This is a genomic window from Streptomyces sp. NPDC001153 (assembly GCF_053598315.1).
The window spans coordinates 206,554-231,740 of the sequence record NZ_JBSFJZ010000011.1 but is presented as its reverse complement, the minus strand read 5'-3'; the positions used below and the strand labels follow the sequence as shown (position 1 = coordinate 231,740).

The 25,187-nt window shown below is 72.7% G+C and carries 22 protein-coding genes and 1 riboswitch; of the genes, 5 read left to right on the top strand and 17 right to left on the bottom strand.

The features are described from left to right. Positions 1-81 precede the first annotated feature (81 nt). The 4 genes from ACWDEN_RS15485 to ACWDEN_RS15470 all read right to left on the bottom strand — a co-directional run bounded on the left by ACWDEN_RS15485 (position 82) and on the right by ACWDEN_RS15470 (position 4,418). Positions 82-873: a carbohydrate ABC transporter permease gene (locus tag ACWDEN_RS15485; protein ID WP_450859356.1), complete on the bottom strand. Its 792-nt coding sequence runs from the start codon at positions 871-873 to the stop codon at positions 82-84. Positions 874-919: 46 nt separating this feature from the next. Continuing rightward, positions 920-1,882: a carbohydrate ABC transporter permease gene (locus ACWDEN_RS15480; RefSeq protein WP_450859354.1), complete on the bottom strand. Its 963-nt coding sequence runs from the start codon at positions 1,880-1,882 to the stop codon at positions 920-922. Then, a complete protein-coding gene (locus tag ACWDEN_RS15475) occupies positions 1,879-3,246 on the bottom strand; it encodes an ABC transporter substrate-binding protein (RefSeq protein ID WP_450859352.1) in 1,368 nt (455 codons plus the stop codon). The genes ACWDEN_RS15480 and ACWDEN_RS15475 overlap by 4 nt, the downstream gene beginning before the upstream one ends. Positions 3,247-3,326: 80 nt before the next feature. After that, positions 3,327-4,418 carry a glycoside hydrolase family 172 protein gene (locus ACWDEN_RS15470; protein ID WP_351613674.1) on the bottom strand — a complete coding sequence of 364 codons (1,092 nt, stop codon included), beginning with the start codon at positions 4,416-4,418 and terminating at the stop codon, positions 3,327-3,329. 253 nt (positions 4,419-4,671) lie between these two features. On the opposite strand from ACWDEN_RS15470, the gene ACWDEN_RS15465 reads away from it, so the two are divergent. The 3 genes from ACWDEN_RS15465 (at position 4,672) to ACWDEN_RS15455 (ending at position 8,218) form a co-directional block, all read left to right on the top strand. Beyond that, positions 4,672-6,159, top strand: coding sequence for an FGGY-family carbohydrate kinase (locus ACWDEN_RS15465; RefSeq protein WP_450859350.1), 1,488 nt, complete (start codon positions 4,672-4,674; stop codon positions 6,157-6,159). Between the two features lie 423 nt (positions 6,160-6,582). Beyond that, positions 6,583-7,455, top strand: a complete 873-nt coding sequence (locus ACWDEN_RS15460; protein WP_450859348.1) for a hypothetical protein — start codon at positions 6,583-6,585, stop codon at positions 7,453-7,455. Positions 7,456-7,588: 133 nt separating this feature from the next. After that, entirely contained in the window at positions 7,589-8,218 is a 630-nt protein-coding gene (locus ACWDEN_RS15455) for a hypothetical protein (protein WP_450859346.1), read from the top strand. Between the two features lie 284 nt (positions 8,219-8,502). On the opposite strand, the gene ACWDEN_RS15450 is transcribed toward ACWDEN_RS15455, so the two are convergent. Beyond that, a complete protein-coding gene (locus ACWDEN_RS15450; protein WP_450859344.1) occupies positions 8,503-9,300 on the bottom strand; it encodes a BPL-N domain-containing protein in 798 nt (265 codons plus the stop codon). 138 nt (positions 9,301-9,438) lie between these two features. Between ACWDEN_RS15450 and ACWDEN_RS15445 the strand changes: the two genes are divergently transcribed. After that, positions 9,439-10,020: a histidine phosphatase family protein gene (locus ACWDEN_RS15445; protein WP_450859379.1), complete on the top strand. Its 582-nt coding sequence runs from the start codon at positions 9,439-9,441 to the stop codon at positions 10,018-10,020. A gap of 59 nt (positions 10,021-10,079) precedes the next feature. Here the strand turns inward: ACWDEN_RS15445 and ACWDEN_RS15440 are convergent, their stop codons facing one another. The 3 genes from ACWDEN_RS15440 to ACWDEN_RS15430 all read right to left on the bottom strand — a co-directional run bounded on the left by ACWDEN_RS15440 (position 10,080) and on the right by ACWDEN_RS15430 (position 11,684). Beyond that, a complete protein-coding gene (locus tag ACWDEN_RS15440) occupies positions 10,080-10,832 on the bottom strand; it encodes a CbtA family protein (RefSeq protein WP_351613685.1) in 753 nt (250 codons plus the stop codon). 19 nt (positions 10,833-10,851) lie between these two features. Next, entirely contained in the window at positions 10,852-11,073 is a 222-nt protein-coding gene (locus ACWDEN_RS15435; protein ID WP_351613687.1) for a CbtB domain-containing protein, read from the bottom strand. A gap of 37 nt (positions 11,074-11,110) precedes the next feature. Further along, positions 11,111-11,248, bottom strand: a riboswitch (cobalamin riboswitch). Positions 11,249-11,321: 73 nt separating this feature from the next. Next, positions 11,322-11,684: a hypothetical protein gene (locus ACWDEN_RS15430; RefSeq protein ID WP_351613694.1), complete on the bottom strand. Its 363-nt coding sequence runs from the start codon at positions 11,682-11,684 to the stop codon at positions 11,322-11,324. Positions 11,685-12,008: 324 nt separating this feature from the next. Between ACWDEN_RS15430 and ACWDEN_RS15425 the strand changes: the two genes are divergently transcribed. Then, entirely contained in the window at positions 12,009-12,773 is a 765-nt protein-coding gene (locus ACWDEN_RS15425; protein WP_450859341.1) for an alpha/beta hydrolase, read from the top strand. Positions 12,774-12,824: 51 nt separating this feature from the next. Here ACWDEN_RS15425 and ACWDEN_RS15420 read toward each other — a convergent pair whose 3' ends face one another. The 9 genes from ACWDEN_RS15420 to ACWDEN_RS15380 form a co-directional block, all read right to left on the bottom strand. Continuing rightward, positions 12,825-13,151, bottom strand: a complete 327-nt coding sequence (locus tag ACWDEN_RS15420; protein WP_450859339.1) for an LmrA/YxaF family transcription factor — start codon at positions 13,149-13,151, stop codon at positions 12,825-12,827. A gap of 108 nt (positions 13,152-13,259) precedes the next feature. Next, positions 13,260-14,453: a sensor histidine kinase gene (locus ACWDEN_RS15415; protein WP_450859337.1), complete on the bottom strand. Its 1,194-nt coding sequence runs from the start codon at positions 14,451-14,453 to the stop codon at positions 13,260-13,262. A 333-nt stretch (positions 14,454-14,786) separates the two neighbouring features. After that, a complete protein-coding gene (locus tag ACWDEN_RS15410; protein ID WP_450859335.1) occupies positions 14,787-16,523 on the bottom strand; it encodes a sodium/solute symporter in 1,737 nt (578 codons plus the stop codon). A gap of 31 nt (positions 16,524-16,554) precedes the next feature. Beyond that, positions 16,555-16,803, bottom strand: a complete 249-nt coding sequence (locus tag ACWDEN_RS15405) for a hypothetical protein (protein ID WP_450859333.1) — start codon at positions 16,801-16,803, stop codon at positions 16,555-16,557. A 248-nt stretch (positions 16,804-17,051) separates the two neighbouring features. Beyond that, positions 17,052-17,867 (bottom strand): LytR/AlgR family response regulator transcription factor, encoded by an 816-nt coding sequence (locus tag ACWDEN_RS15400; protein WP_351621668.1) that lies wholly within the window; start codon positions 17,865-17,867, stop codon positions 17,052-17,054. Between the two features lie 181 nt (positions 17,868-18,048). Then, on the bottom strand, positions 18,049-20,418 hold the full coding sequence (locus ACWDEN_RS15395; protein WP_450859330.1) for a glycoside hydrolase family 65 protein: 2,370 nt from the start codon (positions 20,416-20,418) through the stop codon (positions 18,049-18,051). Positions 20,419-20,420: 2 nt separating this feature from the next. Beyond that, positions 20,421-22,505: a xanthine dehydrogenase family protein molybdopterin-binding subunit gene (locus ACWDEN_RS15390; protein WP_450859377.1), complete on the bottom strand. Its 2,085-nt coding sequence runs from the start codon at positions 22,503-22,505 to the stop codon at positions 20,421-20,423. A 1,087-nt stretch (positions 22,506-23,592) separates the two neighbouring features. Beyond that, complete coding sequence (locus ACWDEN_RS15385) at positions 23,593-24,588, bottom strand: FAD binding domain-containing protein (RefSeq protein ID WP_450859328.1); 996 nt, start codon at positions 24,586-24,588, stop codon at positions 23,593-23,595. Continuing rightward, a complete protein-coding gene (locus ACWDEN_RS15380) occupies positions 24,585-25,124 on the bottom strand; it encodes a (2Fe-2S)-binding protein (RefSeq protein ID WP_450859326.1) in 540 nt (179 codons plus the stop codon). The genes ACWDEN_RS15385 and ACWDEN_RS15380 overlap by 4 nt, the downstream gene beginning before the upstream one ends. Between the last annotated feature and the right edge of the window lie 63 nt (positions 25,125-25,187).

Here is a 25,187-nt window from a genome sequence, read left to right as displayed (position 1 = left end):
GTACCGGTCGGGTGACCGGTACCGCGCCCCCTTTGCGGGCCCTGCGCCGCCGCACGCCCGGGCCCGGCGCAGGGCCCGGGGCTACTTCAGTCCGGACGTCTTGATCGACTCCACGATCTGCCGCTGGAAGACGAAGAACAGCACCAGCATGGGCAGTGCCACGACCGTGGCCGCCGCCAGGATGTAGTTCCAGTTGGAGGTGTACTGGTTCTGGAACGAGGCGATGCCGAGCTGGACCACCGTCAGGGACTGGTCGTTGGTGGCGACCAGCGGCCAGACGAAGGCGTTCCAGTTGGCGAGGAAGAAGAAGATCGCCAGGGCCGAGAGGATGGGCCGGGACATCGGCAGGACGATGTTCCAGTACACCCGCCAGTGGCCGCAGCCGTCGACGATCGCCGCCTCCTCCAGTTCCCTGGGCAGCCCCAGGTAGAACTGGCGCAGCAGGAAGATGCCGAAGGCGTTGAAGATGGCCGGGATGATCAGGCCGGCGTAGCTGTTGAGCAGGCCCAGCTCGCGGGCGACCAGGAACAGCGGGATCAGCACGACCGGGGCCGTGACCAGCAGGGTGGCGAAGATCGCGCCGAAGAGCTTCTCGCGGCCCGGGAAGCGCAGCCGGGCGAGCGCGTAGGCGGCCACGGAGTGGAAGAACAGCGCCACCACGGTGATCACCGCGGAGATGAAGAAGCTGTTCCAGAGGTAGCGGCCGAAGGGGACCTCGGTGAAGACGTAGACGAAGTTGTCGAAGGTGAAGTCCTTCGGGATCAGGTTGCCGTCGGTGACGGTGGCCCGGGTCTTGAAGGACGACGTGACCATCCACAGCACCGGGACGATGCTGATCAGCGACAGGACGACGGCCAGGGCCGTGAGTCCCATGCGTGAGGAGCGAAGCCGGCGCCCACCCGCCCGGCTCGTCAGGGCGTCACTCGCCATCGTCGAACCTCCCGCCTGAAGTGAACTTGAAGATCACGGCGGAGATCACGACCATGATCAGCACCAGGAACGAGCCCATGGCCGACGCGTAGCCGAACTCGCCGAAGCCGAAGGCCTGCTGGTAGATGTAGAAGATCGCCAGTGAAGTGCCGTTCGCGGGGCCGCCGTTGGTCAGGACGAAGATCAGGTCGAGGCCTCCGGTGATGGCGGCGACCGTCGACATCAGCAGGACGAAGAAGCTGGTGGGGCGCAGCAGCGGCCAGGTGATGGTGCGGAAGGTGGTCCACGGTCCCGCGCCGTCCAGCTTCGCGGCCTCGTAGAACTCCTTGGGGATCTCCTGCAGGCCCGCCAGGAAGATGATCATGTAGTAGCCCATCATCACCCGGACCATGATGGCGATGACACAGCCGAGGGCCAGGGAGGGGCTGCCGAGCCAGGACCTGCCGTCGAGACCGGCGGCCCGCATGGCGCGGTTGACCGCGCCCGTCTGGTCGTCGAGCAGGAACTTCCACAGCACGCCGACCACCACGAGGCTGATCACGTACGGCAGGAAGAGCGCGGTGCGGTAGACGCCGACGCCGGGCAGCTTCTGCTTCACCAGCAGGCCGAGGCCGAGGCTCACGCAGAACAGGACGGGGACGAGGATCACGACGTACTCGCCGGTGATCTTCATGGAGTCCCAGAACAGCGGGTCGTGCATCATCCGCTGGTAGTTGCCGAGCCCGATCCACTTGTACGAGCCGAAGCCGCTGACCTGGAAGAAGCTCAGGGCGATGGAGAGCACCATCGGGATCGCGACGAAGACGAGGAGCCCGAGGACGTCGGGGGCGAGGAACAGGCCCGCGGCCAGCCATTCGCGGTGCTTGCGGCCGAGTCTCGGTGTGTCCGCGGAGGCGGGTGCCTGCGCCGGGGCCGCGGCCCGCCGGCGCTGTTGTGCGGCGACGCTGCTCATATCAGGCTCGCCCCCTTGTAGCTCTTGGTGTACGCAGCGATGGACTGGGCGGCTCTCTCCGCCTCACCGGCCACCCCGCGGCCGGCGAGCATGGTGCCCTGGATGGCGTCGGAGATCGCCTTGTAGACGACCGGGGGATAGCGCGGCTCGGCGCGTCCGCCGGGGAAGATCTCGTCCTTGAACTTCTTCATGATCTCGGAGTCGTAGCCGCCCTTCGCGGCGCCCCGCTCCAGGGCGCTGGCGCGCGGGGCCACGTCGGACTTGGCGCCCACGCACCAGTCGACCATCCGGTTGATCGAGTCGTCCTTCATGGAGCCGAGCGCCCAGACGCAGAACTCGGCCGCCGCCTCGGGGTTGCGGCCCTGGGCGTTGGCGCAGAAGGACCAGCCGCCGAGCGTGGTGACGTACTTGCCGCCCGGCGGGACGGGGAGCTTGAAGACGCCGTAGCGGTACTGGGGGGCGAACGCCTTGAAGCTGGACACGTTCCAGATGCCCTGCTGCCACAGGGCGACGTTGCCGCTCTTGAAGCCGCCGATCACGTCGTCGGCGGCGGGCACGGTGCGCGGGGCGATGCCGTGGCGTACGGCGTCCTGCCACAGCGCGAGGGCCTGGCGGGTGGCCTGGGAGTCGAAGACCACCTTGCCCTGGTGGTCCAGGACGTCGCCGCCGCCCTGCCACATCCACGGGTACCAGGTGAAGTTCTGGTAGTAGCCGGGCTGGGTCTCGAAGACGAGGCCCGCCCGGGTCTTCGTACGCAGCTTGTCGCCGATGTCGAGCATCTGGTCCCAGGTGGTGGGGATGTCGGCCTCGGACAGGCCGGCCTTCTCCCACACGTCCTGGGCGTAGAACATGGCCAGCGGCTCGATCTCCATGGGGAGGGCGTAGACCTTGCCGTCGACCTTGCGGCTGTCGAGCGCGGAGCCGTAGTCGTCGATGGCGGCCTTGTCCATGTGCGGGGTGAGGTCCGCGAGGACACCGCCGTTGTAGTAGCGCAGGAAGTCGCCGGGCGAGAGCAGGAAGATGTCCGGGCCCTCGCCGGTGGCGAAGGCGGACGGCAGCTTGAAGCCGTTGAGGTAGGTGGGCTGGGGCAGATAGACGAGGTCGATCTGCTGCTTGTGGGTGCGGTTCCAGGTGGCGACCATGTCCACGAACCACTTGGACTGGGCGTTGATCGCGGGGTCGGGTGAGCGCTGGGGGCCGTAGAAGTTCCAGAACTGGAGGTTGCCCCCCTTCGCCTGTGCCGTGCCGCAACCGGTGAGCAGGGCCGGGGCGGCGAGAGCCGCGCCGGCGCCCGCCGCCGCGGTGAGGACACGCCGGCGTGACGTGGTGGCCGGGCGCCCGGCGTCGTTGCCGTGCTGGAGCATGTGTGCGCTCCTGTCGGAGTGGGATGGGGCCGGATGAAGGAAGAAAAAGGGGGGTGGCGGACGGAGAACGGGGCTTGCGGTCAGTCGACTTCGAGGGTCAGCAGGTCGGGCGTGACCGGACGGGAGGCCGAGCTGGGGGCGTCCAGGTAGAAGAGCGAGGTGCTGGCGATGTCGTCGCTGGTGTGCCGGTACCGGTGCGGCAGGCCGTTGCCCTGGCCGGGGCCGATGCCGAGGCTCTGCACGGTGACGCGCAGGTCCTGGGAGAAGCGGACGGGATCGAGGACGTGCCAGCGGTACATCCCGAACCGCTGCTGGCTGCGGTAGAGCCCGTCGGAGGGCAGGATCTGGTTCAGGCCGAGGTAGGGCGTGGTGTAGGCGGTGTAGCCCTGGCCGGGGACGTCGAAGTTCCAGGCGCCGCCGAAGTAGTCCTCGGTGCCGGTGCCGCAGATCGTCGGGAACTCGTCGTCGCCGTCGAGGTAGAACTTGAACTCGCCCTCGCCCCACCAGCCGGGGCTGTTGACGCCCCAGGCGAGGTAGGTGCCGACATAGCTGCCGGCGCCGGTGACCCCGTCGAGCAGGGTGTGCACCTCGCCGTACGGCACGGGGTGGCTGCGCCGCCACTGCGCGTGGAAGTAGGAGGCGTCCTCGCCCACCTCGTCCAGTTCGTAGTCGACCTGGTAGTAGAGGGTGACCTTCTCGGCGGTCAGGTTCTCCAGGGTGACGCGTGCGCGGCGGCGGAACGGCATGGGCCAGTACGCGTTGAAGCCGCCGTTGGGGTTGGCGGCGACGGGCACGGACGAGACCTGGCTGAAGGTGTTCCAGCCGTTGCAGAAGAAGTCGCCGAGCGGGACCTCCACGGCCGGGGTCTCCTCCCCCTCCCAGTACATCCGCAGCAGGGTGCCGCGCCAGGCCGTGTGCGGGTCGGTGGTGCACCACAGGTGCCGGACGGTGCCCGGCCCCTCGATGTCGGCGAGCACCGCGGTCTCGCCGGCGGCGATGTCGATGCTCGGGGAGATCTTCCAGCCCGGCCCCAGCCTGCTCGCCGCGACCGCTCCGGTGCCCTCGGTCGCCCGGCCGCCGCCGGACTTGGCGCCGGTGAAGTTCTCGGCGCTGATGGAACGGCTCACGGCACGGGTCCTGCGGGCGATGCCGTCGAGTCCAAAGGTCGTCATCGTGTTCTGTGCCTTCATGGGTGGGGTGCGGGGCGGGCCCGGAGCCGGGCCGCGCAACCCTGTGAAATCCATTTCAGCGAAAAGTAGGGCCGGTGTCAGAGGGTGTCAAGGGGTGAGATCCAAGCGCACGCCGACGACTTCATCCCACCCGAATTGCATAATTTATTCGGCTTGTTACGGCTCTTCTCGGCCACAAGGCTCGACTCTGCGCGGCCTCTTGACGCTGAAATCGATTTCTGCGAGCGTGCACGTCATGCCTCGCAAGTCTCCCAACGCAGTCATCGGTGTGGACATCGGCACATCGAGCAGCAAGGGCGTCCTCGTCGGCCTCGACGGCACCCTGATTCGCTCGGCCGTGCGGGAGCACACCCCCTCACGGCCGGGTCCCGGCCGCTTCGAGATGGACGCCTCCGTGTGGTGGCACGAGTTCGCCGACATCGCCCGCGAGCTGACCGGCCCGGACGACACCAGCGTGCTCGCCGTCGGGGTCAGCGGCATGGGCCCCTGCGTCCTGCTCACCGACGAGCACGACACCCCGCTGCGTCCCGCGATCCTCTACGGCGTCGACACCCGCTCGGTCCGGCAGATCCGCCGGATCGAAGAACAGCTCGGCGCCGAGGAGATCATCCGCCGGTGCGGCTCCGCGCTCACCACCCAGGCCGCCGGGCCGAAGATCGCCTGGGTCGCCGAGGAGGAGCCCGAGCCGTACGCGCGCGTCCGCCGCCTGTACATGCCCAGCTCCTGGCTGGTCCGCAAGCTCACCGGGACTTATGTGCTGGACCACCACTCGGCGAGCCAGTGCACCCCGCTCTACGACACGCTCGCGGGCGAGTGGTACGGCCCCTGGGCCGCCGAGGTGGCCCCCGGTATCGAGCTTCCGCCGCTGCGCTGGTCCGGCGAGGCGGCCGGCACCGTCACCGCCGAGGCCGCCGCGGCGACGGGCCTGCCGGCCGGCATCCCCGTCACCACCGGCACCATCGACGCCTGGGCCGAGGCCCTCAGCGTGGGTGCTCAGCACAACGGTGACCTGATGCTGATGTATGGCACGACCATGTTCCTGATCCACACCGTGCCGAAGCCGCTCACCAGCCCGTCGCTGTGGGGCACCGTCGGCGCCCTGCCCGGCACCCGCAACCTGGCCGGCGGCATGGCCACCTCGGGCGCCGTCACCAACTGGCTGCGCGATCTGTTCGCCGCCGGCGACCACGCCGAACTGACCCGCCTGGCCGCCGAGTCGGGGCCCGGCGCGGGCGGGCTGCTGATGCTCCCGTACTTCTCCGGCGAGCGTACTCCGATCATGGACCCGGACGCCCGCGGGGTGATCGCCGGACTCACCCTGTCCCACACCCGCGGCGACCTCTACCGGGCCGCGCTGGAGGCCACCGGCTTCGGGGTACGCCACAACATCGAGGTCATCGAGGAGGCGGGCGGCGACATCCGCCGCGTGGTCGCCGTCGGCGGCGGCACCCAGGGCGCCCTGTGGACTCAGATCGTCTCCGACATCACCGGCCGGCCGCAGGAGCTGCGCAGCACGACGATCGGCGCGAGCTACGGCGGTGCCCTGCTCGCGGCACAGCTCGTCGGGGACGCCGGGATCGACGACTGGAACCCGGTGCGGGAGACGGTGACGCCGTGTGCGGAGCGGCGGCGGCGGTACGACGAGCTGTACGGCCTGTACCGGCGGCTGTACCGGGAGACTTCGGCGACCGTGCATGCCCTGGCCCCGCTGCAGGAGCGCTGAGCCCTTCCGAGTCCCAGGCCAAGGGGCTCCGCCCCTTGAACCCCGCCAGGGGTCTCCGCCCCCTGGCCCCCCGGCCTATGCCCACCCACCACCCGTCTCGGTCGGCTGGAAAGGGCACCGAACCCGACTCGGTCGGTTGGAAGGGCGCCCGACTCTACTCGCCCGACTCGGTCGGCCGGAAAGCCACCGGGCCCCCAACTCACCCCATCCGCACGACCGGAAAGGCACCGGCCCCCCAACTCGCCCCACCCGGAGGGCGGGAAAGCCACCGGCCTCCCAACTTGCCCCACCCGGACGCCGGAAAGGCACCGGACCCCGACTCGCCCCACCCGGACGGCCGGAAAGCCACCGGACCCCGACTCGCCCCACCCGGACGGCCGGGGGTGGCCCCGCCCCCCCATACGAACACCCAACGGAGATCGCATGACCACGTACGCCCTGCCCGTCCCGAGCCGGCCCGTTGCCGCCGAGCCGCGGACCGTCTACACCGTGGCCAGCGGTGACCTGCGCCCCGCCGCCAACGTCACCTGCTGGCCGACCCAGGAGAAGCTGGAGAAGGACCTCGCCGCGGCGCTGACCGACCTCGGGTGGCAGGTCCGCCGTGGGCATGCCTTCGACGCGGCCAAGGGGCACGGCTTCATCGACAGCCAGCGCGCGGGCATCGAGGTGTTCAGGACACTGCCGAAGGACGCGCCGCTGATCGTCGTGGAAGGTGTCTGGCAGTACAGCCACCACGTCCTGGCCGGGCTGCGCGACCACCGGGGACCGATCCTGGTCGTCGCCAACTGGAGCGGCGAATTCCCGGGCCTGGTAGGCCTGTTGAACCTCGCGGGCAGCCTCACCAAGGCCGGGCGCGCGTACTCCGTGCTGTGGAGCCCGGACTTCACCGACGACTGGGCCCGCGACGGCCTGCGTACCTGGCTGGAGACCGGCACCCTCACCCACGACACCAGCCATGTCCGGCCGTTGCCGCCGCTGCCCGAGGACCCAGAGACCGAACTCGGCGTGGCCCTGGCCCGGCAGCTGCGCGAGGAGAAGGCGGTCATCGGTGTCTTCGACGAGGGCTGCATGGGCATGTACAACGCCATCATCGACGACGAGTTCCTCAACCCGCTCGGCATCTACAAGGAGCGGCTGTCGCAGAGTGCCCTGGTCGCCGAGATGAACAAGGTCTCCGACGAGGAGGCGCAGGTGGTCCGCGCCTGGCTGGACCACGCCGGCATGACCTTCCACACCGGTACGGACGAGGCCACCGAGCTCACCGACGCCCAGTTGCTCAGCCAGTTCAAGATGTAACATAGCCGCGCTGCGCATCGCCGACGACTTCGGGCTCGACGCGGTCGGCATCCAGTACCAGCAGGGCCTGAAGGACACCGTCCCGGCGAGCGACCTCGCCGAGGGTCTGCTCAACAACGTCCAGCGCCCGCCGGTGTTCAGCCGCGACGGGGCCCGTGAGCTGTACGCCGGCGCGCCGCTGCCGCACTTCAACGAGGTGGACGAGGGTGTCGCCGTCGACTCCCTGGTCACCAACCGGATCTGGACGGCGATGGGCCTGGACCCGGCCACCACGCTGCACGACATCCGCTGGGGCGAGGAGTACGACGGCCGGTTCGTGTGGGTCTTCGAGATCTCCGGCTCGGTGCCCGCCTCCCACAACGGCGGCTACCACAAGTCGTACAGCATGCGGCAGCCCCCGATGTACTTCCCGCTCGGGGGCGGCACGCTCAGCGGGGTCTCCAGGCCGGGTGAGGTCGTCTGGTCCCGGGTGTTCCTGATGGACGGCCGGCTGCATGTCGACCTCGGCCGGGCCACCGCGATCGAGCTGCCGGCGGAGGAGACCCGGCGCCGCCTCGAGGCCACCACCCCGCAGTGGCCGATCATGCACGCGGTGCTGCACGGTGTCAGCCGCGACCAGTTCATGGCCCGCCACCGCGCCAATCACCTGAACGTGGCCTACGCCCCCGACGCGGAGACGGCCGACAGGGCGCTGCGCGCCAAGGCCGCCCTCTTCGCGGAGCTGGGCGTCGAGGTCCACCTGTGCGGAGACGTGGCGCTGTAGCGGACCGGCGGGCGGCGGTCTGTCCGACGTGCGCGCCCGCCCAGGACTTCGCGGTGTTCCGCCCGGCCCCCCGTACGGGCGGAGCACCGCGAACCAGAGCAGGGCGCCGACGGTGCGGGTGAGCCGGGAGGGTGTGTGGACCGATGTCACCGGTCTGCGGGTGACGCCGTCCTGTCCGATGCCGTCGGCCGCCGGTACGAACCCGACGTACGTCTTCGGCTTGGAGGCCTGTTTCCGCTGAACCGCCGGTTCCCGCCCGGCAGGAGGGCGGGAGGCGTGGACCGCTACAGCCCCTTGACGGTCTCCTGGATGAGGTCGTGACCGAGATCGAGGCGGACGCCGTCGGGATTCCTCAGCCCCGCGTCGGAGTACCAGGAGGCATCCGCCTCCGGGTGCGGCCCGACGACTCCGACCCGCCCCTTGCCGTACGGCGCGACGACAGCGGCGGCCGTGCCGTTGTCGTACCTGGCGAGTACGGACACGTCCGCACCGCCGGCCGGCACGAAGTACGGCCCGTCCTGGAAGTACATGTGACGCCGCTTGCCCTTCCAGGTCACCGGCACGAGCGTGTCCGTCGCGTCATGGACCGAGGCGCGCGGTGAGGTGATGTACTGGTCGGTGTCGCCGGGCAGCAGGCCGAACCCCGGGTCCCTGTCGGCCAGATAGCCGCCCATGCAGAATCCGAGGTAGCGGCCGCCGGCCCGCGTCCAGTCACGGATCGCCCCGGCGGCGCCCCTCAGCTTCGTCCAGGTGCCGCCGAGATCGTCGTTGCCGCCGGGCTGTGCGTAGACGTCGGCGTCCGCCAGACCGGCCGCGGTCAGGGGGACGTCCTCGTCGGGGCCGACGTAGGCGACCGTGAACGGACGCGGGGCCTTCTTCAGCACCGCGGCGACCGCCTCGGCGCATCCGTCGCAGGCCGCGGGCCCTCGGTAGACCAACGCCAGCAGCGGCTCGGCCGCCCGCGGGGAGGAACCCGTCCCGGCACAGGCGGCGGCCGTCCCGGTGAGCAGGGTCGCGGCCGCGGCGGGAAGGACCCGGCCGAGCAGCCGGCGCCGGTCGATGGAGGGAACGGGAGGTATCACGTGCCGCCGCCTGTTCTTCCGGAGGAACCGAGCCACCCCATGATCGCCAGTCCGTGCGGTGCGCCGCAAACCCCCGGCCGGCCCGGTCGTCGGCCGGGCCTTGTGTGCCGTGCGCGGATGCTGGTACCTCTGAACCACGTGACCAGCCGAGTCCTTCTCCTCTCCCCCGCCATGAGCGCGTCGCTGCGCCAGGCCCGCTTCGACGACGGCGGCTCGATCGACGGCAGCGGAGCGGCACGTGCCCGCTCGGCGGCCGGAACCCTGCCCTCCGCGGTCCGTGTCCTCACCTCCCCCGGCGTGCGCTGCCGGGAGACGGCCGCGGCGCTGGGCCTCGACGGCCTGCAGGTAGCGGAGTTGGCGGGTCTCGACGTGGGCCGCTGGCGCGGGCGCACCCTGGAGGAGGTGGGGGCCGCCGAGCCGGAGGCGGTGGGCCGCTGGCTCACCGACCCCGAGTGCGCACCGCACGGGGGTGAGTCCGTGCGGGATCTGTGCGGACGGGTCGCGCGCTGGCTGGCCGAGGCGCAGGAGTGGGAGGGCCGTACGGTCGCCGTCGTCGAGCCGGAGGTGGTGCGGGGGGCCGTCGTCCATGCGCTCGGCATGCCCGCGGCCGTCTTCTGGCGCCTCGACGTGCCGCCGCTGACCGTGACGGAGCTCAGCGGCCGGGCCGGGCGCTGGAATCTGCGGCTGGGGTGTCCGCTTGCCGCGGCGGAGGCCGATTAGGCGGAACGGCACAGGGCCCGGCGGGCGGTTCCGCCGGGCCCTGTGCCGTACGCGGGGAGTCAGTGCGCGGCGGGAACCGCTCGCCGGTTCGCGGCCGTAACCGGCTTGGGGTTCAGCAGCCGTTCGGCCAACTCGCCGAAGGCGAGGCCGAATCCGGCCCACAGAGCGGTCTGGATCGCCAGTGCCGAGAGCCGGAACCGCCACAGCAGGGTGGCGGGGAAGCCCTTGGGCACCTCGTTGACGGCGGGCAGGAACTGGTAGGCCAGGCCGATCACGACGGTGAACGCGATCACTGCGGCCACCGTGGCCCACCAGGTGCCCAGGCGCGGGGCGAGCCGCTTGCCCAGGATGGTGGCGGCGACCGCCAGCAGGACGCTGAGCAGCATCATCAGGAAGTACAGGGTGGTCCGCTTGCCGATGGTGTCGGGGTTGCCGACCGACGGCGGGTTGGCCGGGTACTTCAGGAACGGGACGACGTACACGGCGAGCAGCGCGCAACCCGACAGCAGCAGTGCCGTGGCGCGCGGGCCGAAGCGGCCCACGCGGCCGAGGGCGAAGCAGAAGGCGAGCGCGGCGATGCCGCCGAAGGCGACGCCGTAGACGAGGACACCGGTGGCGAGGCCGGCGGTCGACTGCAGGGAGCGGGAGACGACCTCCATCTCGTGCTCGTGGGAGTGAGCCTGCTCGAAGCTGATGGCCTTGTCGACGTTCGGCTCACCGAGCACGTAGGCCACGACCAGGGCGAGCACACCGGCCGCGAGACCGGCGAGCATGCCCCGGACGAGAAGGTTCCGTACGGTTGCGGAGTTCATGGGCGCGGTGTTCGTCGCGTCAGTGGCAGGGGAAGCCCAGCAGGTGGCGGGCGTCGTGCACCCACTCGTGGACGTCCGTGCCGTTGAACACGGAGGTGGCGCCCTGCTCGGCGCCGACGAAGTAGAGCAGGATCAGCATGAGGATGCCGAAGAAGACCGCCCAGGGAGCAATCGCCTTCAGCGGCAGCTGGGCGGGAACGACGGGGGTGGTGGCTGTCGGCTGGGCGACGGTCTGCGCCATGGCAGGACCCTCCTCTGGGAGTTCGCGTCCCATCTCGGTGGTGCACAGGACGACGACCACGGGTCTGACTCACGAGCCCCTGGGGGTCCCGCATACAGTGGCGCGACCGTGCCGGATTCCCACCGGCTTCCGTTTCGCCGTCATCGATATCGGATCGACCGTACCGCGTGACGCGCGCATGGCCAAGACCGCCTCTCTCCCAAGTGATCTTCCTCTCCCAGCTGGTGGGACGGTACGGGACCGGTGGGTCAGCGGGAATCCGTGCGGCGCCGCGGCGGGGTGAAGGCGTACAGGCCGAGGATGTCCGGTAGGGGGGCCACTCCGGGGCCGCCGGAGCGGACCCAGGTGACGATGTCCTCGGTCGCGTCGGGGTCGTTGACGAGCCCGAGCCACACCGGCCGCGCGCCGGCGGCCCGGCCCGCGGCGGACGGCTGTACGACGACGACGTTGGCCTGGTCGCACACATCGAGGCAGTCGGAGATGCGCACCGGCACCTCCGCCCGCAGACGCGCGGTCTGCGCCGCGTGATCGACCCCGGTCACCTTGGGACTGCCGCAGCAGCAGTCCCGGCACACGACGACCCGGCACGGTGCCGCGCCGCTCCCCGCCACGGCGTCGTCCGACGCCTCTTCCGCCGGCCTCTCGGGCACGCCGCGTCACTCCCCGCCGTCGCCTTGTGTCGCCGGTCATCATTCCACGGCGGAGAACACCCGGTTGCGGAGGGCGTGTTCGGCCGTGCACGTGGCGGGAAAAAGGGTTGGGCGGGTTGATCATCGATCTGTTAGCTTGCAGTTGACCGTGTACCAGCCGAGGAGGTGAGACCCATGAACGCTGCATTCGTGTGGGTGCTCCCCCTCGTCGTCACGGTCGGGCGATCGACGTAGGTGTCGCCGGGAGCGCCTCGACAACAAGGCACTCCCGAAAGGCAACACGCCATGAAATCTCTGCAGTTCATCTCCGAGTCTTCCGCCGACGGCGTGATCGAACGCGACTTCACCCTGGGCGAGGTCCCCGGTGTCCTCTGGTCGCCCGCATCCGGCGCGGACCGTGCGCCCCTGGTCCTGATGGGCCACGGCGGCGGCAACCACAAGAAGCATCCTGCGATGGCGGGTCGTGCACAGCTCCTGGTGAGCGGCTGCGGCTTCCACGTCGCCTGTATCGACGCGCCCGGTCACGGCGACCGGCCGCGCACGGCACACGACGAGCAGGAGATCGCCGAGCTGTTCCGGGCCAGGGCGGCGGGCGAGCCGGAAGGCCCGGTCGTCGTGCGCTACAACGCCCACCTGGCGGAGCTCGCCGTCCCCGAATGGCAGGCGACCCTGGACGCCCTCCAGGAGCTTCCGGAAATCGGCGCCGATGGGCCGGTCGGCTACTTCGGCATCAACATGGGCACCGCGATCGGCGTGCCGCTGGTGGCGATCGAGCCCAGGATCACGGCCGCGGTCTTCGGTCAGCACTGGCCCGACGTCCTGGCGGAGAAGGCGAAGCAGATCACCGTCCCGATCGAGTACGACATGCAGTGGGACGACGAGCACATCCCGCGCGAGGCCAGTCTGGCGCTGTTCGACGCCTTCGCCTCGAAGGAGAAGTCGCTGCACGCCAACGCGGGCAGGCACAAGGAGCTCCCCCGGTTCGAGGCCGCCAGCGCGGTCCGGTTCTTCGCCTGGCATCTCGGCCGAACGGCCACCGTGCCGGCGTGACATGAGCGGTGGCGGGTCGGGGCCGCGCATCCACGTCGCGGCCCCTGGCCGTCAGGCCGGGCGGGCGAGTGCGTCGGTGAGCAGCGTTTCGAGTTCCTGGGCGACACGGTCGAGCGGCCGCATGCTGCGCTGGGCGCGGCACATGGCGATGGCTCCCTCGGCGGCCGCCACGACGAGCGCCGCGAGCCCGGGCGCCCGGTCGGGAGCCGCGCCGTGCGCCGTCAGCGCCTCGGTCAGATCGGGGGTATGGCGGGCGTCGTTCGAGAGGTCGGCGTCCACGCACGAGCGCCGGTACGCGATGGCGGCCGGACCGCCGTACGCCGTCGCCGCGGCGGCCACGCTCCGCGAGCCGGGCGCGTCGAGCGCGATCGTCTGCATCCCGGGCTCCGATGTCGCCGCCGTCGCCACCCACAGGTCGGCCGCCTTCCCGCAGCTCCCTGACATCCGGGACCGCCGCCGGGACTCCTGGGCCGTGCACCCTCGTTCCTAGGGCTGCGCGGGCCGGGCCTGGATGCCGGGGCGGAACTTCGGGACGCGGAGGGTGATCTTCGTGCCCGCTCCGACACCGGTCTCGATGACGAGGCCGTGGTCGTCGCCGTAGACCTGGCGGAGCCGGCGGTCGACGTTGCTCAGGCCGATGCCGCTGGCGGGGCCGGCCGTGCCGCGCAGGATCGCGCGCAGGCGTTCCGGTTCCATGCCGATGCCGTCGTCCTCGATGACGACCCGGGCCTCGGTGCCCTCGTCCTCGGCGACGATCGTGACCCCGATGCGCTCCACGGCCCCCTCCAGCCCGTGTTTGAGGGCGTTCTCGACGAGGGGCTGCAGGCACAGGAAGGGCAGCGTCACGGGCAGCACCTCGGGGGCGATGCGCAGGGTGACCTGCAGGCGGCGGCCGAAGCGGGCGCGGGCGAGTTCCAGGTACTGCTCGATGGAGCGCAACTCCTCCGCGAGGGTGGTGAAGTCGCCGCCGCGGCGGAAGGAGTAGCGGGTGAAGTCGGCGAATTCCTGGAGAAGTTCACGTGCGCGCTCGGGGTCGGTGCGGACGAAGGAGGCGATGCTCGCGAGGGAGTTGTAGATGAAGTGCGGGGAGATCTGGGCGCGCAGGGCCCGGACCTCGGCCTCGTGGGCGCTGGTGCGGGCCCGGTCGAGGCCCGCGAGCTCGAGTTCCAGGGTGAGCCGACGGGCCGCCTCCTCGCCGGCCCGGGCGACGGCGGTGGACTCGCCGGCGGCGAACACGACAAGGGCGCCGTGGGCGCCGCCGTCGGCGGAGAGCGGCACGAGGGCACCCCAGCGGACGGGGCAGCCGGCGTCGTCGCAGGACAGCGGGAAGGTCCGGGCGCGGGGTGGGCGGGCGAGGTGTGCCGGCACCTCCGCGCGGTGGTGTTCGCCGGCGCCGTCCCAGGCGAGCACGGCGGTGTCGTCGGTGAGGGCGAGGGCGGGGGTGCCGAGCAGGGGGCGCAGCCTGCGGACGGTCTTGCGGGCGGTGTCCGGGGTGAGCCCGGCACGCAGGGGTGCCGCGGCGAGCGCGGCGGCGTGCAGGCCATGGGCCAGGGCGCGCGCCCCGTCACGGTCGGCCGAGTGCTCCTGCTGCCGGCGCGCCGCCCCGTGCCCGAGGGCGGCACCGAGCACGAACAGCCCGAGGCCGGCGAGAAAGAGCGCCGCGGTACCGAGGACGGTCATGGGTGACGCGGGTTCGAGCCGGCGGGGCGGGTGCCGGAGCGCCGGGGGTCGCCGCCGGCCGCCGAGTAGCCGGTCCGCCCGGAGTCTCCTCGGTGCCGGCGAGCGCCGGGGGCCGGGCGGTTCGGGCGCGCGGCGCGTTCGCACCGGTGTCGGCGACAGCCGGGACCTGGCCGATGCCGCCCGGACTCCCGGCCCTCCCCGTGCCGCCCGGCGTCAGGGCCGTGCCCGTGCCGTCGAGCCGCGTGGTCCTGCCGGTGTTGTGGCGCGGCGTGGTCTCCGACGGGTGCCCCGGTTCGGATGTCCGTGTCACTGGTCTGCACAACGGCTCCTCGGTCACGTCGTCGCCGGTCCGGGGCGGGTGAGGGCGGGGGGTTCGGGGAGGTGGAGGCGGGCCATGGTGGCGGCGGTGCCGGGTGGGACGCGGCTGCGGGTGGCCAGGGAGATCAGGACCATCGCGGCGAAGCCCACGGGGACGGACCACACCGCGGGCCAGGCCAGCAGGGTGTGCAGCCAGCCGGAGCGGGCACCGCCGGCGATGGTGGCCGTCACCGCGGTGAGCGCCGAACCGCCGCCGAGGACGAGCCCGGCGATCGCGCCCGGCGGGGTCAGGCCGCGCCACCAGATGCCGAGGACGAGCAGCGGAGCGAACGAGGACGCGGAGACGGCGAAGGCGAGTCCGACCGCGTCGGCCACGGGCAGATCGCTGACCACGGCAGCCGCAGCCGTCGGCACCGCGATCGCGGGCAGCGTGGCGAGCCGGAAGTGGCGGACGCCGAGCGTGGGCAGCACGTCCTGGGCGAGGACGCCCGCGACGGACATGGTGAGCCCGGACGCCGTGGAGAGGAACGCCGCGCAGGCGCCCCCGGCGACCAGCGCGCCGAGCAGGTCCCCGCCGACCCCGCCGAGCAGCCGCTGCGGCAGGACGAGCACCGCCGCGTCGGTGTCGCCGGTCAGGAGCAGGTCGGGGGCGTACAGGCGGCCGAGCATGCCGTACAGGGGGATGAGCAGGTAGAACGCGCCGAGCAGGCCGAGCACGCTCACGGTGGTGCGGCGGGCGGCGCGGCCGTCGGGGTTGGTGTAGAAGCGGACGACGACGTGCGGAAGGCCCATGGTGCCGAGGAAGGTGGCGAGGATCAGCCCGTAGGTGGCGTACAGGCCGTGCTGTTCGCGGTCCGAGGACAGCGGCATGGCCCAGCTGGAGGGCACGGTACGGCCGGCCGCCCGGTCCGGCAGCGGGACCCGGGCGCCCGCCGGGAAGCGCAGGGCGCTCTCCGCGCCGATGCGGTGCCGGCCCTCGCCGAGCCGCAGCGGCGCTCCGTGCACCGCGCGTCCGTCGACGGTCCCGGACGCGGTCACCCGGACCGGCTCGCGCACGGTGAGGGTGAGTGGCCGGTCGACGCGTACCTCGGTGGAGCGGTGGAAGACGGGCCGGTCGTCCCAGGCGGGTGCCGGGGCGTGGTCTGCGCGCCAGGCAAGCAGCAGGAACACCACGGGCACCAGCAGGGCGGTGAGTTTCAGCCAGTACTGGAAGGCCTGGACGAAGGTGATGCTGCGCATCCCGCCGGCGGCGACGGCGCCGGTGACCACGGCGGCGACGACGAGACCGCCGAGCCAGCCGGGCGCGCCGGTGAGCAGCCGCAGGGTGAGGCCGGCGCCGCGCAGCTGGGGCAGCAGGTACAGCCAGCCGATGCCGACGACCAGCACACCGGCGATCCGGCGCACCGCCCGGGACTCCAGCCGGGCCTCGGCGAAGTCGGGCAGGGTGTAGGCGCCGGAGCGGCGCAGCGGGGCGGCGACGAAGGCCAGCAGGACCAGGAAGCCGGCGGTGTAGCCGATGGGGAACCACAGCATGTCGACGCCCTGGGCGAGGACGAGTCCGGCGACGCCGAGGAAGGAGGCTGCGGACAGGTACTCGCCGCTGACCGCGCAGGCGTTGAGGCGGGGCCCGACGGTGCGCGAGGCGACGTAGAAGTCGGAGGTGGTTCGGGAGATGCGCAGGCCGAGCCCGCCGACGAGGACCGTGGCGAGGATCACGGCCGTCACGCCCACGATGCCGTACGTCTGGTTCACCGGCCGGCCCCGGCGGTAGGTCGGCGCATGGTCAGGGGTGTTCCGCGGGAGCGCCGGCGGCCGCGTCGGTCTCGTTGCGCTCGGCGCGGCGGACGTACCAGGCGCCGATGGCCAGCAGGGCGGGGTACGGCGCCACGCCCAGGACGAGCCATACGGCCAGGGGGACGCGGGGTGCGGCGCCGGTGAGCGGCAGGATGCGCAGGAGTACGGGGAGCAGGCCGAGCGGGATCGCGAGGAGGGCCGTGGTGACGAGCGCGGCCGTCAGCTGACGGCGTATCAACTGCTCCGGTAACACCTCGGATTGGGGGTGTGACGGGGGTGCCGGGCGCGGTGCGGGCGTACCGACGGCGGGGCGCGGCCGTCCGGTGACCACCTCTCTGCGAGGGACGGATTCGGCACCCATGACGCACTCCCCGACGCAGCGGTGATCACCTTGTGCTGCGGCGAGTGTACGCAGCGGGCCGGGGCCGAGACAGCGGATGGACGAGAATCGCCACAGGTCCGTCACCCGGCAACCGCTTCCCGTGCTCAACGGGCCCTGCCTGCCGCGTGTCTGGCCAGCAGGTCTCGCAGTTCCCGGGCGTTGCGCCGGCTCACGGCCAGGACGCGGTCTCCGATCCTTACGGTCACGTTGCCGCCGTCCAGGCGGAGTTCCTCGATGCGGCCGAGGGCGACGAGCCGGCTGCGGTGGATGCGCACGAACCCGCGTGCGCGCCACTGTTCCTCCAGGGTGGACAGGGCGACGCGCACCAGGTGGCTGCCGTGCGGGGTGTGCAGTCGCGCGTAGTCGCCCTGGGCCTCGACATAGGTGATGTCGGCGATGGGCACGAACCGTGTCACCCCGCCCAGTTCGACGGGGACCTGATCACCGGAGGCGGGCGCCTGCTCGGGCGTGGTCGCGGCGTGGGCGGCGGCCGGCCGGGGTCCCTGCCCGGCCCGGACCAGTTCGGCGACCCGGCGTACGGCCTCGGCGAAGCGCTCCCTGCGGAGGGGCTTGAGCAGGTAGTCGACGGCCTTGAGGTCGAAGGCGCGGACGGCGAAGTCGTCGTGGGCGGTGACGAAGACGATCAGCGGCGGGGCGGCGAACCCGCCCAGCAGGCGGGCGAGTTCGAGGCCGTCGAGTCCCGGCATGTTGATGTCCAGGAAGACGACGTCGATGGCGTCCTCGCCGTCCGGCCCGTCCGCCCTGGCCCGGCCGAGCCGGCGCAGCGCCTCGGTGGGTCCCGCCGCCGGCGCCACGGTGCCGATCCGGGGGTCCCGCTGCAGGAGGTACAACAGCTCCTCGAGCGCGGGCTCCTCGTCGTCCACCGCCAGCACACGCAAGGGAGCCTCGCTCGCGCTCATCCCCGCCCTCTCCTTCCCGTTTCAATCACTCACCAGGTGCATGGTGGCCGTCCCGTCCGTCCGCGTCGAGATCGCGTGCGCCGCTGACGCGGCCGGCCCGTGCCGTCGATCGTGTGCCGCGCCCTCGTGCCCCGTCACGCCCGCGCGACGAAGCCGGACACCGGTACGGCCCCGCGCCCCTTCACTCCGGGACCACCAGCCGTGCCGCCTCCCCCGGGCCCACCGGAACCACCCGGTCGCGCAGGCAGACGTCGATGGGGGCGCGGTCGGAGTCCGGTACGGCGATCTCCAGCAGGCCGCTGCGCAGGTGCAGATGGACGCCCCAGTGGCCGTGGTAGCGGATGGCGAAGCCGTAGGAGGAGAGTTCGGGGAGTGGGACCGGGTCGAGGCACAGGGCGCCGTTGCGGGTCTCCAGGCCGGTCAGTCCGCGTTGGACGAGGTCGAGGGTGCCGCCCATGGCGCCGAGGTGGATGCCCTCGCCGGTGGTGCCGCCCTGCAGGTCGGCGATGTCGCCGCGCAGCGCCTCCTGGACGAAGGTCCAGGCGTCGGTACGGCGGGCGCGGGTGAGGACCCAGCCGTGGACCAGGCCGCTCAGGGTGGAGCCGTGGCTGGTGCGGTGCAGGTAGTGGTCGACGGTCGCGGTCCAGGTCCGTTCGTCCAGGCGACAGCCCAGCCGGTCGAAGAGGGAGCGGAGTTCGGCGACCGAGAAGAGGTAGCCGAGCATCAGCACGTCGGCCTGTTTGGACGCCTTGTAGCGGTTGACGGTGTCGCCCTCGGCCTCCAGGATCCGGTCGAGGCGGCGGATGTCGTCGTACCGCTTGCGGTAGTCGTCCCAGTCCAGCTCGGCGAGGTCGCCGTAGCCCTCGAACTGGCTGATCACCCCGTCGTGGAAGGGGATGTGGAGGGTGCGGGAGATCTCCTCCCAGCGGGCGGGCTCGTCCTCGTCCAGGCCGATGCTCTCGGCGAGTTCCTCGCGGCGCGGCTCGGGCATGGTGGTCAGCAGGTCCAGGGCGCGGGCGAGCACCCACGCGGCGGTGACGTTCGTGTACGCGTTGTCGTCCAGACCCGGCCGGGCCGCGCCGGGGTAGGCGTCGTGGTACTCGTCGGGGCCCATCACCCCCCGGATGCGGTACCGGCCGAGGCGGTCGTCGTAGCGGGCCGAGTCCGCCCAGAAGCGCGCGATCTGCAGCAGCATCTCGGCGCCCTCGCCGTGCAGGAAGTCGGTGTCCCCGGTGGCCTCGCAGTACTGCCAGATGTTGTAGGCCACCGCCGAACCGACGTGGTGCTGCAGCCGGGAGTGGTCCGGCACCCAGCGGCCGGAGCGGGGGTTGAGGTGGAGTTCCGGGGCCTCCTCGCGGCCGTCGCTGCCGCTCTGCCACGGGTAGAGCGCGCCGCGCCGGCCGAGTTCGCGGGCCGCGTGGCAGGCGGCGTCCAGGCGCCGGTGCCGGTAGTGGAGCAGGGCGCGGGAGACCTCGGGGAGGTGCAGGTTGAGGTAGGGCAGGACGAAGAGTTCGTCCCAGAAGACATGGCCGCGGTAGGCCTCGCCGTGCAGTCCGCGGGCGGGGACGCCGGCGTCGAGGTCGGCCGTGTGCGGCGACAGCGTCTGCAGCACGTGGAACAGGTGCAGGCGCAGGATGCTGCCCGCCTCGCCGGGCACCTCCAGCGCGGTGCGCCGCCACAGCTGGTCCCAGGCGGTGGCGTGCGCCTCCAGCAGTGCGTCGAAGTCGGGGGCGGCACCGACCCGGTCGACGGCCGCGTCCAGCGGGTCACCTATGGCGGGGTCGTGCGAGGTGTGCAGGGCGACCGTCTTGTCGACGGTGACGGTACGGCCGGGTGCCAGGCGCAGCCGCACGTGCTGGACGGCGCGCAGGGCCTCGTGCGCCGTCGCCACCGGCGCCTCGGCGGACAGCCGGGCCGCCAGGACGCTTTCGATACGGGACGTGCGGGTGTGGCAGCGCAGCCACATCGCGCCGTGTGCGGCGAGACCGGTCCGGATCTGGGTGAGGTGCCGGCCGTCCAGGTCCCGGTAGCGGGCCACGCCGGCGTTGGTGACGCGTCCGTCCAGCGCGGCCTCGACCTCCAGCTCGGTCCCGTCGCCCTCGATGGTGAACTCCGTGCGCAGCGCGGCGACATGACGGTCGGCCAGGTGGACCAGGCGCAGCTGGCGCACATGGAGTGTGGCGCCGCCGTCGAGGACGTAGCTGGTGCGGCGTTCCAGCAGGCCGGGCTCGAGATGGATGGTCAGGTGGTGCTCGGTGACGGGGTCGGAGTCCGGGGTGAGCCAGGCACCGCCCGCCGGCCGGAAGCGCAGCGGCAGCCAGTTGGGGAGGTTGACCATGTCCTCGCTCTCGACCCGGCGTCCGGCGACCTCGGAGGTGAGCCGGTCGTAGCAGCCGGCCACGTAGGTGCCCGGGTAGTGGATGTCGTCCGCGGTGCACTCGGGCAGCGCCCCGCGGGTGGCGAAGTACCCGTTGCCCAGGGTGCACAGCGACTCCCGCAGGCGTTCCTCCTCCGGCCGGTAGCCCTCGTACTCCCAGGTCGGCCCCGTCACGGTCACCCCTCGGACAGCAGGCCGGCGAGGATCCGGTCGGGGGTGAGCGGCAGGTCGCGGAAGCGGATGCCGGTGGCGTGGTGTACGGCGTTGCCGATGGCGGCCGCGGTGCCGACGATGCCGATCTCGCCGATGCCCTTGCTGCCCATGGGGTTGAGGTGCGGGTCGTCCTCGGCGATCCAGTCGGCCTCGATGGCGGGCACGTCGGCATGGGCGGGCACGTGGTAGGAGGCGAGGTCCGCCTCGGGGAAGTCGCCGAACGCGCGGTCCAGGGTGCTGTGTTCGGTGAGGGCCATGCCGAGGCCCATGGTCATGCCGCCGGTGAACTGGGAGCGGGCGGTACGGGAGTTGAGGATCCGCCCGGCGGCGAAGATCCCGAGCAGCCGCCGTACCCGGGTCTCGCCGGTGACGGTGTCGACGGCGACCTCGGCGAAGTGGGCCCCGAAGGCGTGCCGGGCGTAGGGGCTGTCGGCGTCGGCCTGCCCGGCGGTGTCGGCGTGGGTCTCGATGCCGTCGGCGGGCAGCGCTCCGGTGTGCGCGGCGAGCCGGGAGGCCAGCTCGGTACAGGCCTCGTGCACGGCCCAGCCCCAGGAGGCGGTGCCCATGGAGCCGCCGGCCAGCCAGGCCGACGGCAGATCGCTGTGCCCGATCTCGGTGCGGACCCGGTCGAGGGGCGCGCCGAGGGCGTCGGCGGCGATCTGGGCGAGGACGGTACGGGCCCCGGTGCCGATGTCGGTCGCGTTGATCCGGACGACGAAGGTGCCGTCGGGCAGGGCCCGGGCGGTCGCGGTGGCCGGGACGGCCGCGGCCGGGTAGGTGGCCGCGGCCACGCCGGTGCCGATGAGCAGCGGGCCCTCGCGGCGCCTGCCCGGACGTGGGTCACGCCCGTCCCAGCGGAAGCGGCGGGCGCCCTCCCGTAGGCACTCCACCAGGTGCCGGCTGCTGAACGGTTTGCCGCTGCCCGGCTCCCGCTCGGGTTCGTTGCGGACGCGCAGCTCCACCGGGTCGGTGCCGAGGGCGCAGGCGAGTTCGTCCACGGCCGACTCCAGGGCGTACATGCCGGGCGCCTCGCCGGGGGCGCGCATCCAGGACGGGCTGGGCACGTCGAGCGGGACCACCCGGTGGGAGCTGAGCAGGGCCGGGGTGGCGTACATGACGCGTGAGGGCACCGCGGCCTGCTCGACGAACTCCTTCACCCGGGAGGTGTGGGTGGTCGCCTCGTGCAGCACGGCGGTGAGGCGGCCGTCCGCGTTCGCGCTGAGGCGGAGGCGCTGCACGGTGGGGGCGCGGTGGCCGACGGTCGTGGGCAGGTGGCGGCGGGGGCAGGCGAGGGTGACGGGCCGGCCGGTGCGTCGGGCGGCCATCGCGGCGAGGACGACGTCCGGGCGCGGGGTGCCCTTGGAGCCGAAGCCGCCGCCGACGTGCTCGGTGACGGCGGTGACGTGGTCCTCGGGCAGCTCGAACAGCTGGGCCAGGACCTCCCGCACGGTCGTACCGCCCTGGCTGGAGGTGTACACGGTGAGCCGGTCCCCGTCCCAGTGGGCCGTGCTGGTGTGCGGCTCCATGGGGTGATTGTGCAGCGGCGGCACCCGGTAGGTGACGTCGACACGGACGTCGGCGGCGGCGTAGGCGGCCTGCGGGTCACCGTGCTCGACGCGGCCCGGATAACCGGCGTTGGCCTCCTGGGGCTCGTAGGCGTCCGGGTGCTCCGGGTCGAGATCGGCGTGGTGGGGTTCGGCCGTGTAGGTGACCCGTACCGCCCGGGCGGCCGCGCGGGCCGTCTCCAGGGTGTCGGCGACGGCCAGGGCCACGCACCAGCCCCGGTGCGGCACGTGCGGGCCCTGCAGCACGGCGAGCGTGGCGTCCTCGGGTACGGCGAGACGCGGGGCGTCGTCGGGGGTGAGGACGGCGAGGACACCGGGCAGCGCGAGGGCGGCCGAGGCGTCGACGGAGGTGACCCGGCCCCGGGCGATCGCGGCGGGCACGGGCCAGGCGTGTGCGCGCCCGGGCAGGACGTACTCGCCCGCGTAACGGGCTGCGCCGGTGACCTTCTCCCGCCCCTCCCGACGCTCGACGGGGGCGCCCAGGGCGCTGCCGGGGCCCGGCCGCCCTCCTGGCCGGCGCTCGCCGGGAGCCCCGGTCGGGGTGGCGGGGGCCGTGTGCCGCACGTCCCGGCGCTCCTCGGGCACACCCAGGCCGCTACCGGGGCCGACGTGCCCTCCTGACCGACCCTCACCGAGAGCCCCGGTGATGCCGGCGCCCGCGTTCCGTACGTCCGTGCGCTCTTCGAACCCGCCCAAGGCACCGCCAGCACCCGGACGCCCTCCGGGCCGGCCTCCGCCGCAAGACCCGGTGCCGACGGCCGCGTTCTCTTCGGACCGGCACTCTTCCGGCGCACCTAGGGCACTACCAGTACCCGGACGCCCTCCCGGCCGGCCTCCACCGCAAGACCCGGTGCCGGCGGCCGCGTTCTCTGCCGACCGGCACTCTTCCGGCGCGCCCAAGCCGCCACCGGGAGCCGGGTGCGCTCCTGACCGGCGCCCGCCGAGAGCCCCAGTGGCGCCGGCGACCGGGTTCCCAACGTCCCGGCGCGATTCCGGCGCACCCAGGGCACTACCAGGGGCCGGGCGCCCTCCCGGTCGACGTCCGCCGGAAGCCCCGGTGCCGGCGGTCGCGTTCTCTGCCGACCGGCACTCTTCCGGCGCACCCAGGGCACTACCAGTACCCGGGCGCCCTCCCGGCCGGCGTCCGCCGGAAGCCCCGGTGCCGGCGGTCGCGTTCTCTGCCGACGGGCACTCTTCCGGCGCACCCAGGGCACTACCAGTACCCGGACGCCCTCCCGGCCGGCCTCCACCGCAAGACCCGGTGCCGACGGCCGCGTTCTCTGCCGACCGGCACTCTTCCGGCGCGCCCAAGCCGCCACCGGGAGCCGGGTGCGCTCCTGACCGGCGCCCGCCGAGAGCCCCAGTGGCGCCGACGACCGGGTTCCCACCGTCCCGGCACGATTCCGCCGCACCCAGGGCACTACCAGGGGCCGGGCGCCCTCCCGGTCGACGTCCGCCGGAAGACCCGGAGGGGGTAGTGGGGGCCGTGGGTCGTGCGCGGTCTTCGGGGGTGCCCGGGGGGTTGGCGGTCATGGGGTCCTCCTGGTCTGCTCGCTCCTGCCGTGCCGGCTCAGGCCACCGCCGGGGCCGGGGCGAGGCGGTTCAGGACGTCGAGGGCGAGATTGCGGGCGAGGGGCACCTTGTAGGCGTTGTCCCGCAGCGGCTCGGCGTGCGCGAGTTCCAGCGCCACGGCTCCCTCGAAGGCCTCGGGCGTCGCGGGGGCGCCCAGCAGGGCCAGCTCGGTGTGCCGGGCCCGCCAGGGCCGGTGGGCGAGCCCGCCGAAGGCGATCCCCGCGTGGTCGATGACGCCGTCCGCGACCCGCAGCACGACGGCGACGGACGCGAGGGCGAAGGCGTACGACGCCCGGTCGCGGGCCTTGCGGTAGGCGGACGGGACGCCGGCGGTGGCGGCCGGGAGCAGCACGCCGGTGATCAGTTCGCCGGGGCTGATCCAGGTGTCCCGGTCGGGATGCTCGCCCGGCAGCCGGTGGAACTCGGCCGCCGGAAGGCGCCGGGTGCCCTCGGTGCCGTACAGCTCGACCTGGGCGTCCAGCGCGGCGAGGGCGACGGCCATGTCGGACGGGTTGGTGGCGATGCAGTGCTCCGAGTGGCCGAGGACGGCGTGGTCGCGGTGGACGCCCTCCCTCGCGCCGCAGCCGGTGCCGGGCTCGCGTTTGTTGCAGGGTTTGTCCAGGTCCTGGAAGTAGGGGCAGCGGGTGCGCTGCAGCAGGTTGCCGCCGGTGGTGGCGGCGTTGCGCAGCTGCCCGGAGGCGCCCGAGAGGAGCGCCTGGGACAGCGCGGGGTAGCGGTCGCGGACGCGGGGGTCGGCGGCCAGGTCGCTGTTGCGCACGGTGGCGCCGACGCGCAGGGAGCCGTCGGGCAGCTCCTCGATCGTGGCCAGGGGCAGCCGGCCGACGTCGATGAGCAGGGCGGGTCGCTCGACGCCGAGTTTCATCAGGTCGACCAGGTTGGTGCCGCCGGCCAGATAGCGGGCGCCGGGGTGGGCGGCGTACGCCTCGACGGCCTCCTGGAGGCTGCCGGGCCTGAGGTATCCGAAGCCGTTCACCGGATCACGTCCTCCACCGCCTCGACGATGCGCGGGTAGGCGCCGCAGCGGCACAGGTTGCCGCTCAGGCGCTCGCGGATCTCGGCCCGGTCCAGCGGGACGGGCCGGCCGGAGGGGGCCGCGGGATCGGTGACGTGGGACGGGTGGCCGGCCGCTGCCTCGGCGATCATGCCGACGGCCGAGCAGATCTGCCCGGGGGTGCAGTAGCCGCACTGGAAGGCGTCGCGGTCGAGGAAGGCCCGCTGCAGCGGGTGGGGCTCCTCGCCGTCCCCGCCGAGGCCCTCGACGGTGGTGATCTCGCTGCCGTCGAGGGCGACCGCGAGCAGCAGGCAGCTGTTGACGCGGCGGCCGTCGGCCAGCACGGTGCAGGCACCGCACTGGCCGTGGTCGCAGCCCTTCTTCGACCCGGTGAGGCCGAGGTCCTCGCGGAGCAGGTCCAGCAGGACACGCCGGTGGTCGACGTGCAGGGTGTGGGGCTTCCCGTTGACCCGGAGGGTGATCTCCGATGCGGGAGAGAGCTGGTTTTCTCTGGTCATGGCAGGGGTGGCCTTCCGGACGGGCCCTGGTGTCCGTCCAGACCGCGTATCCACGCGACGGCG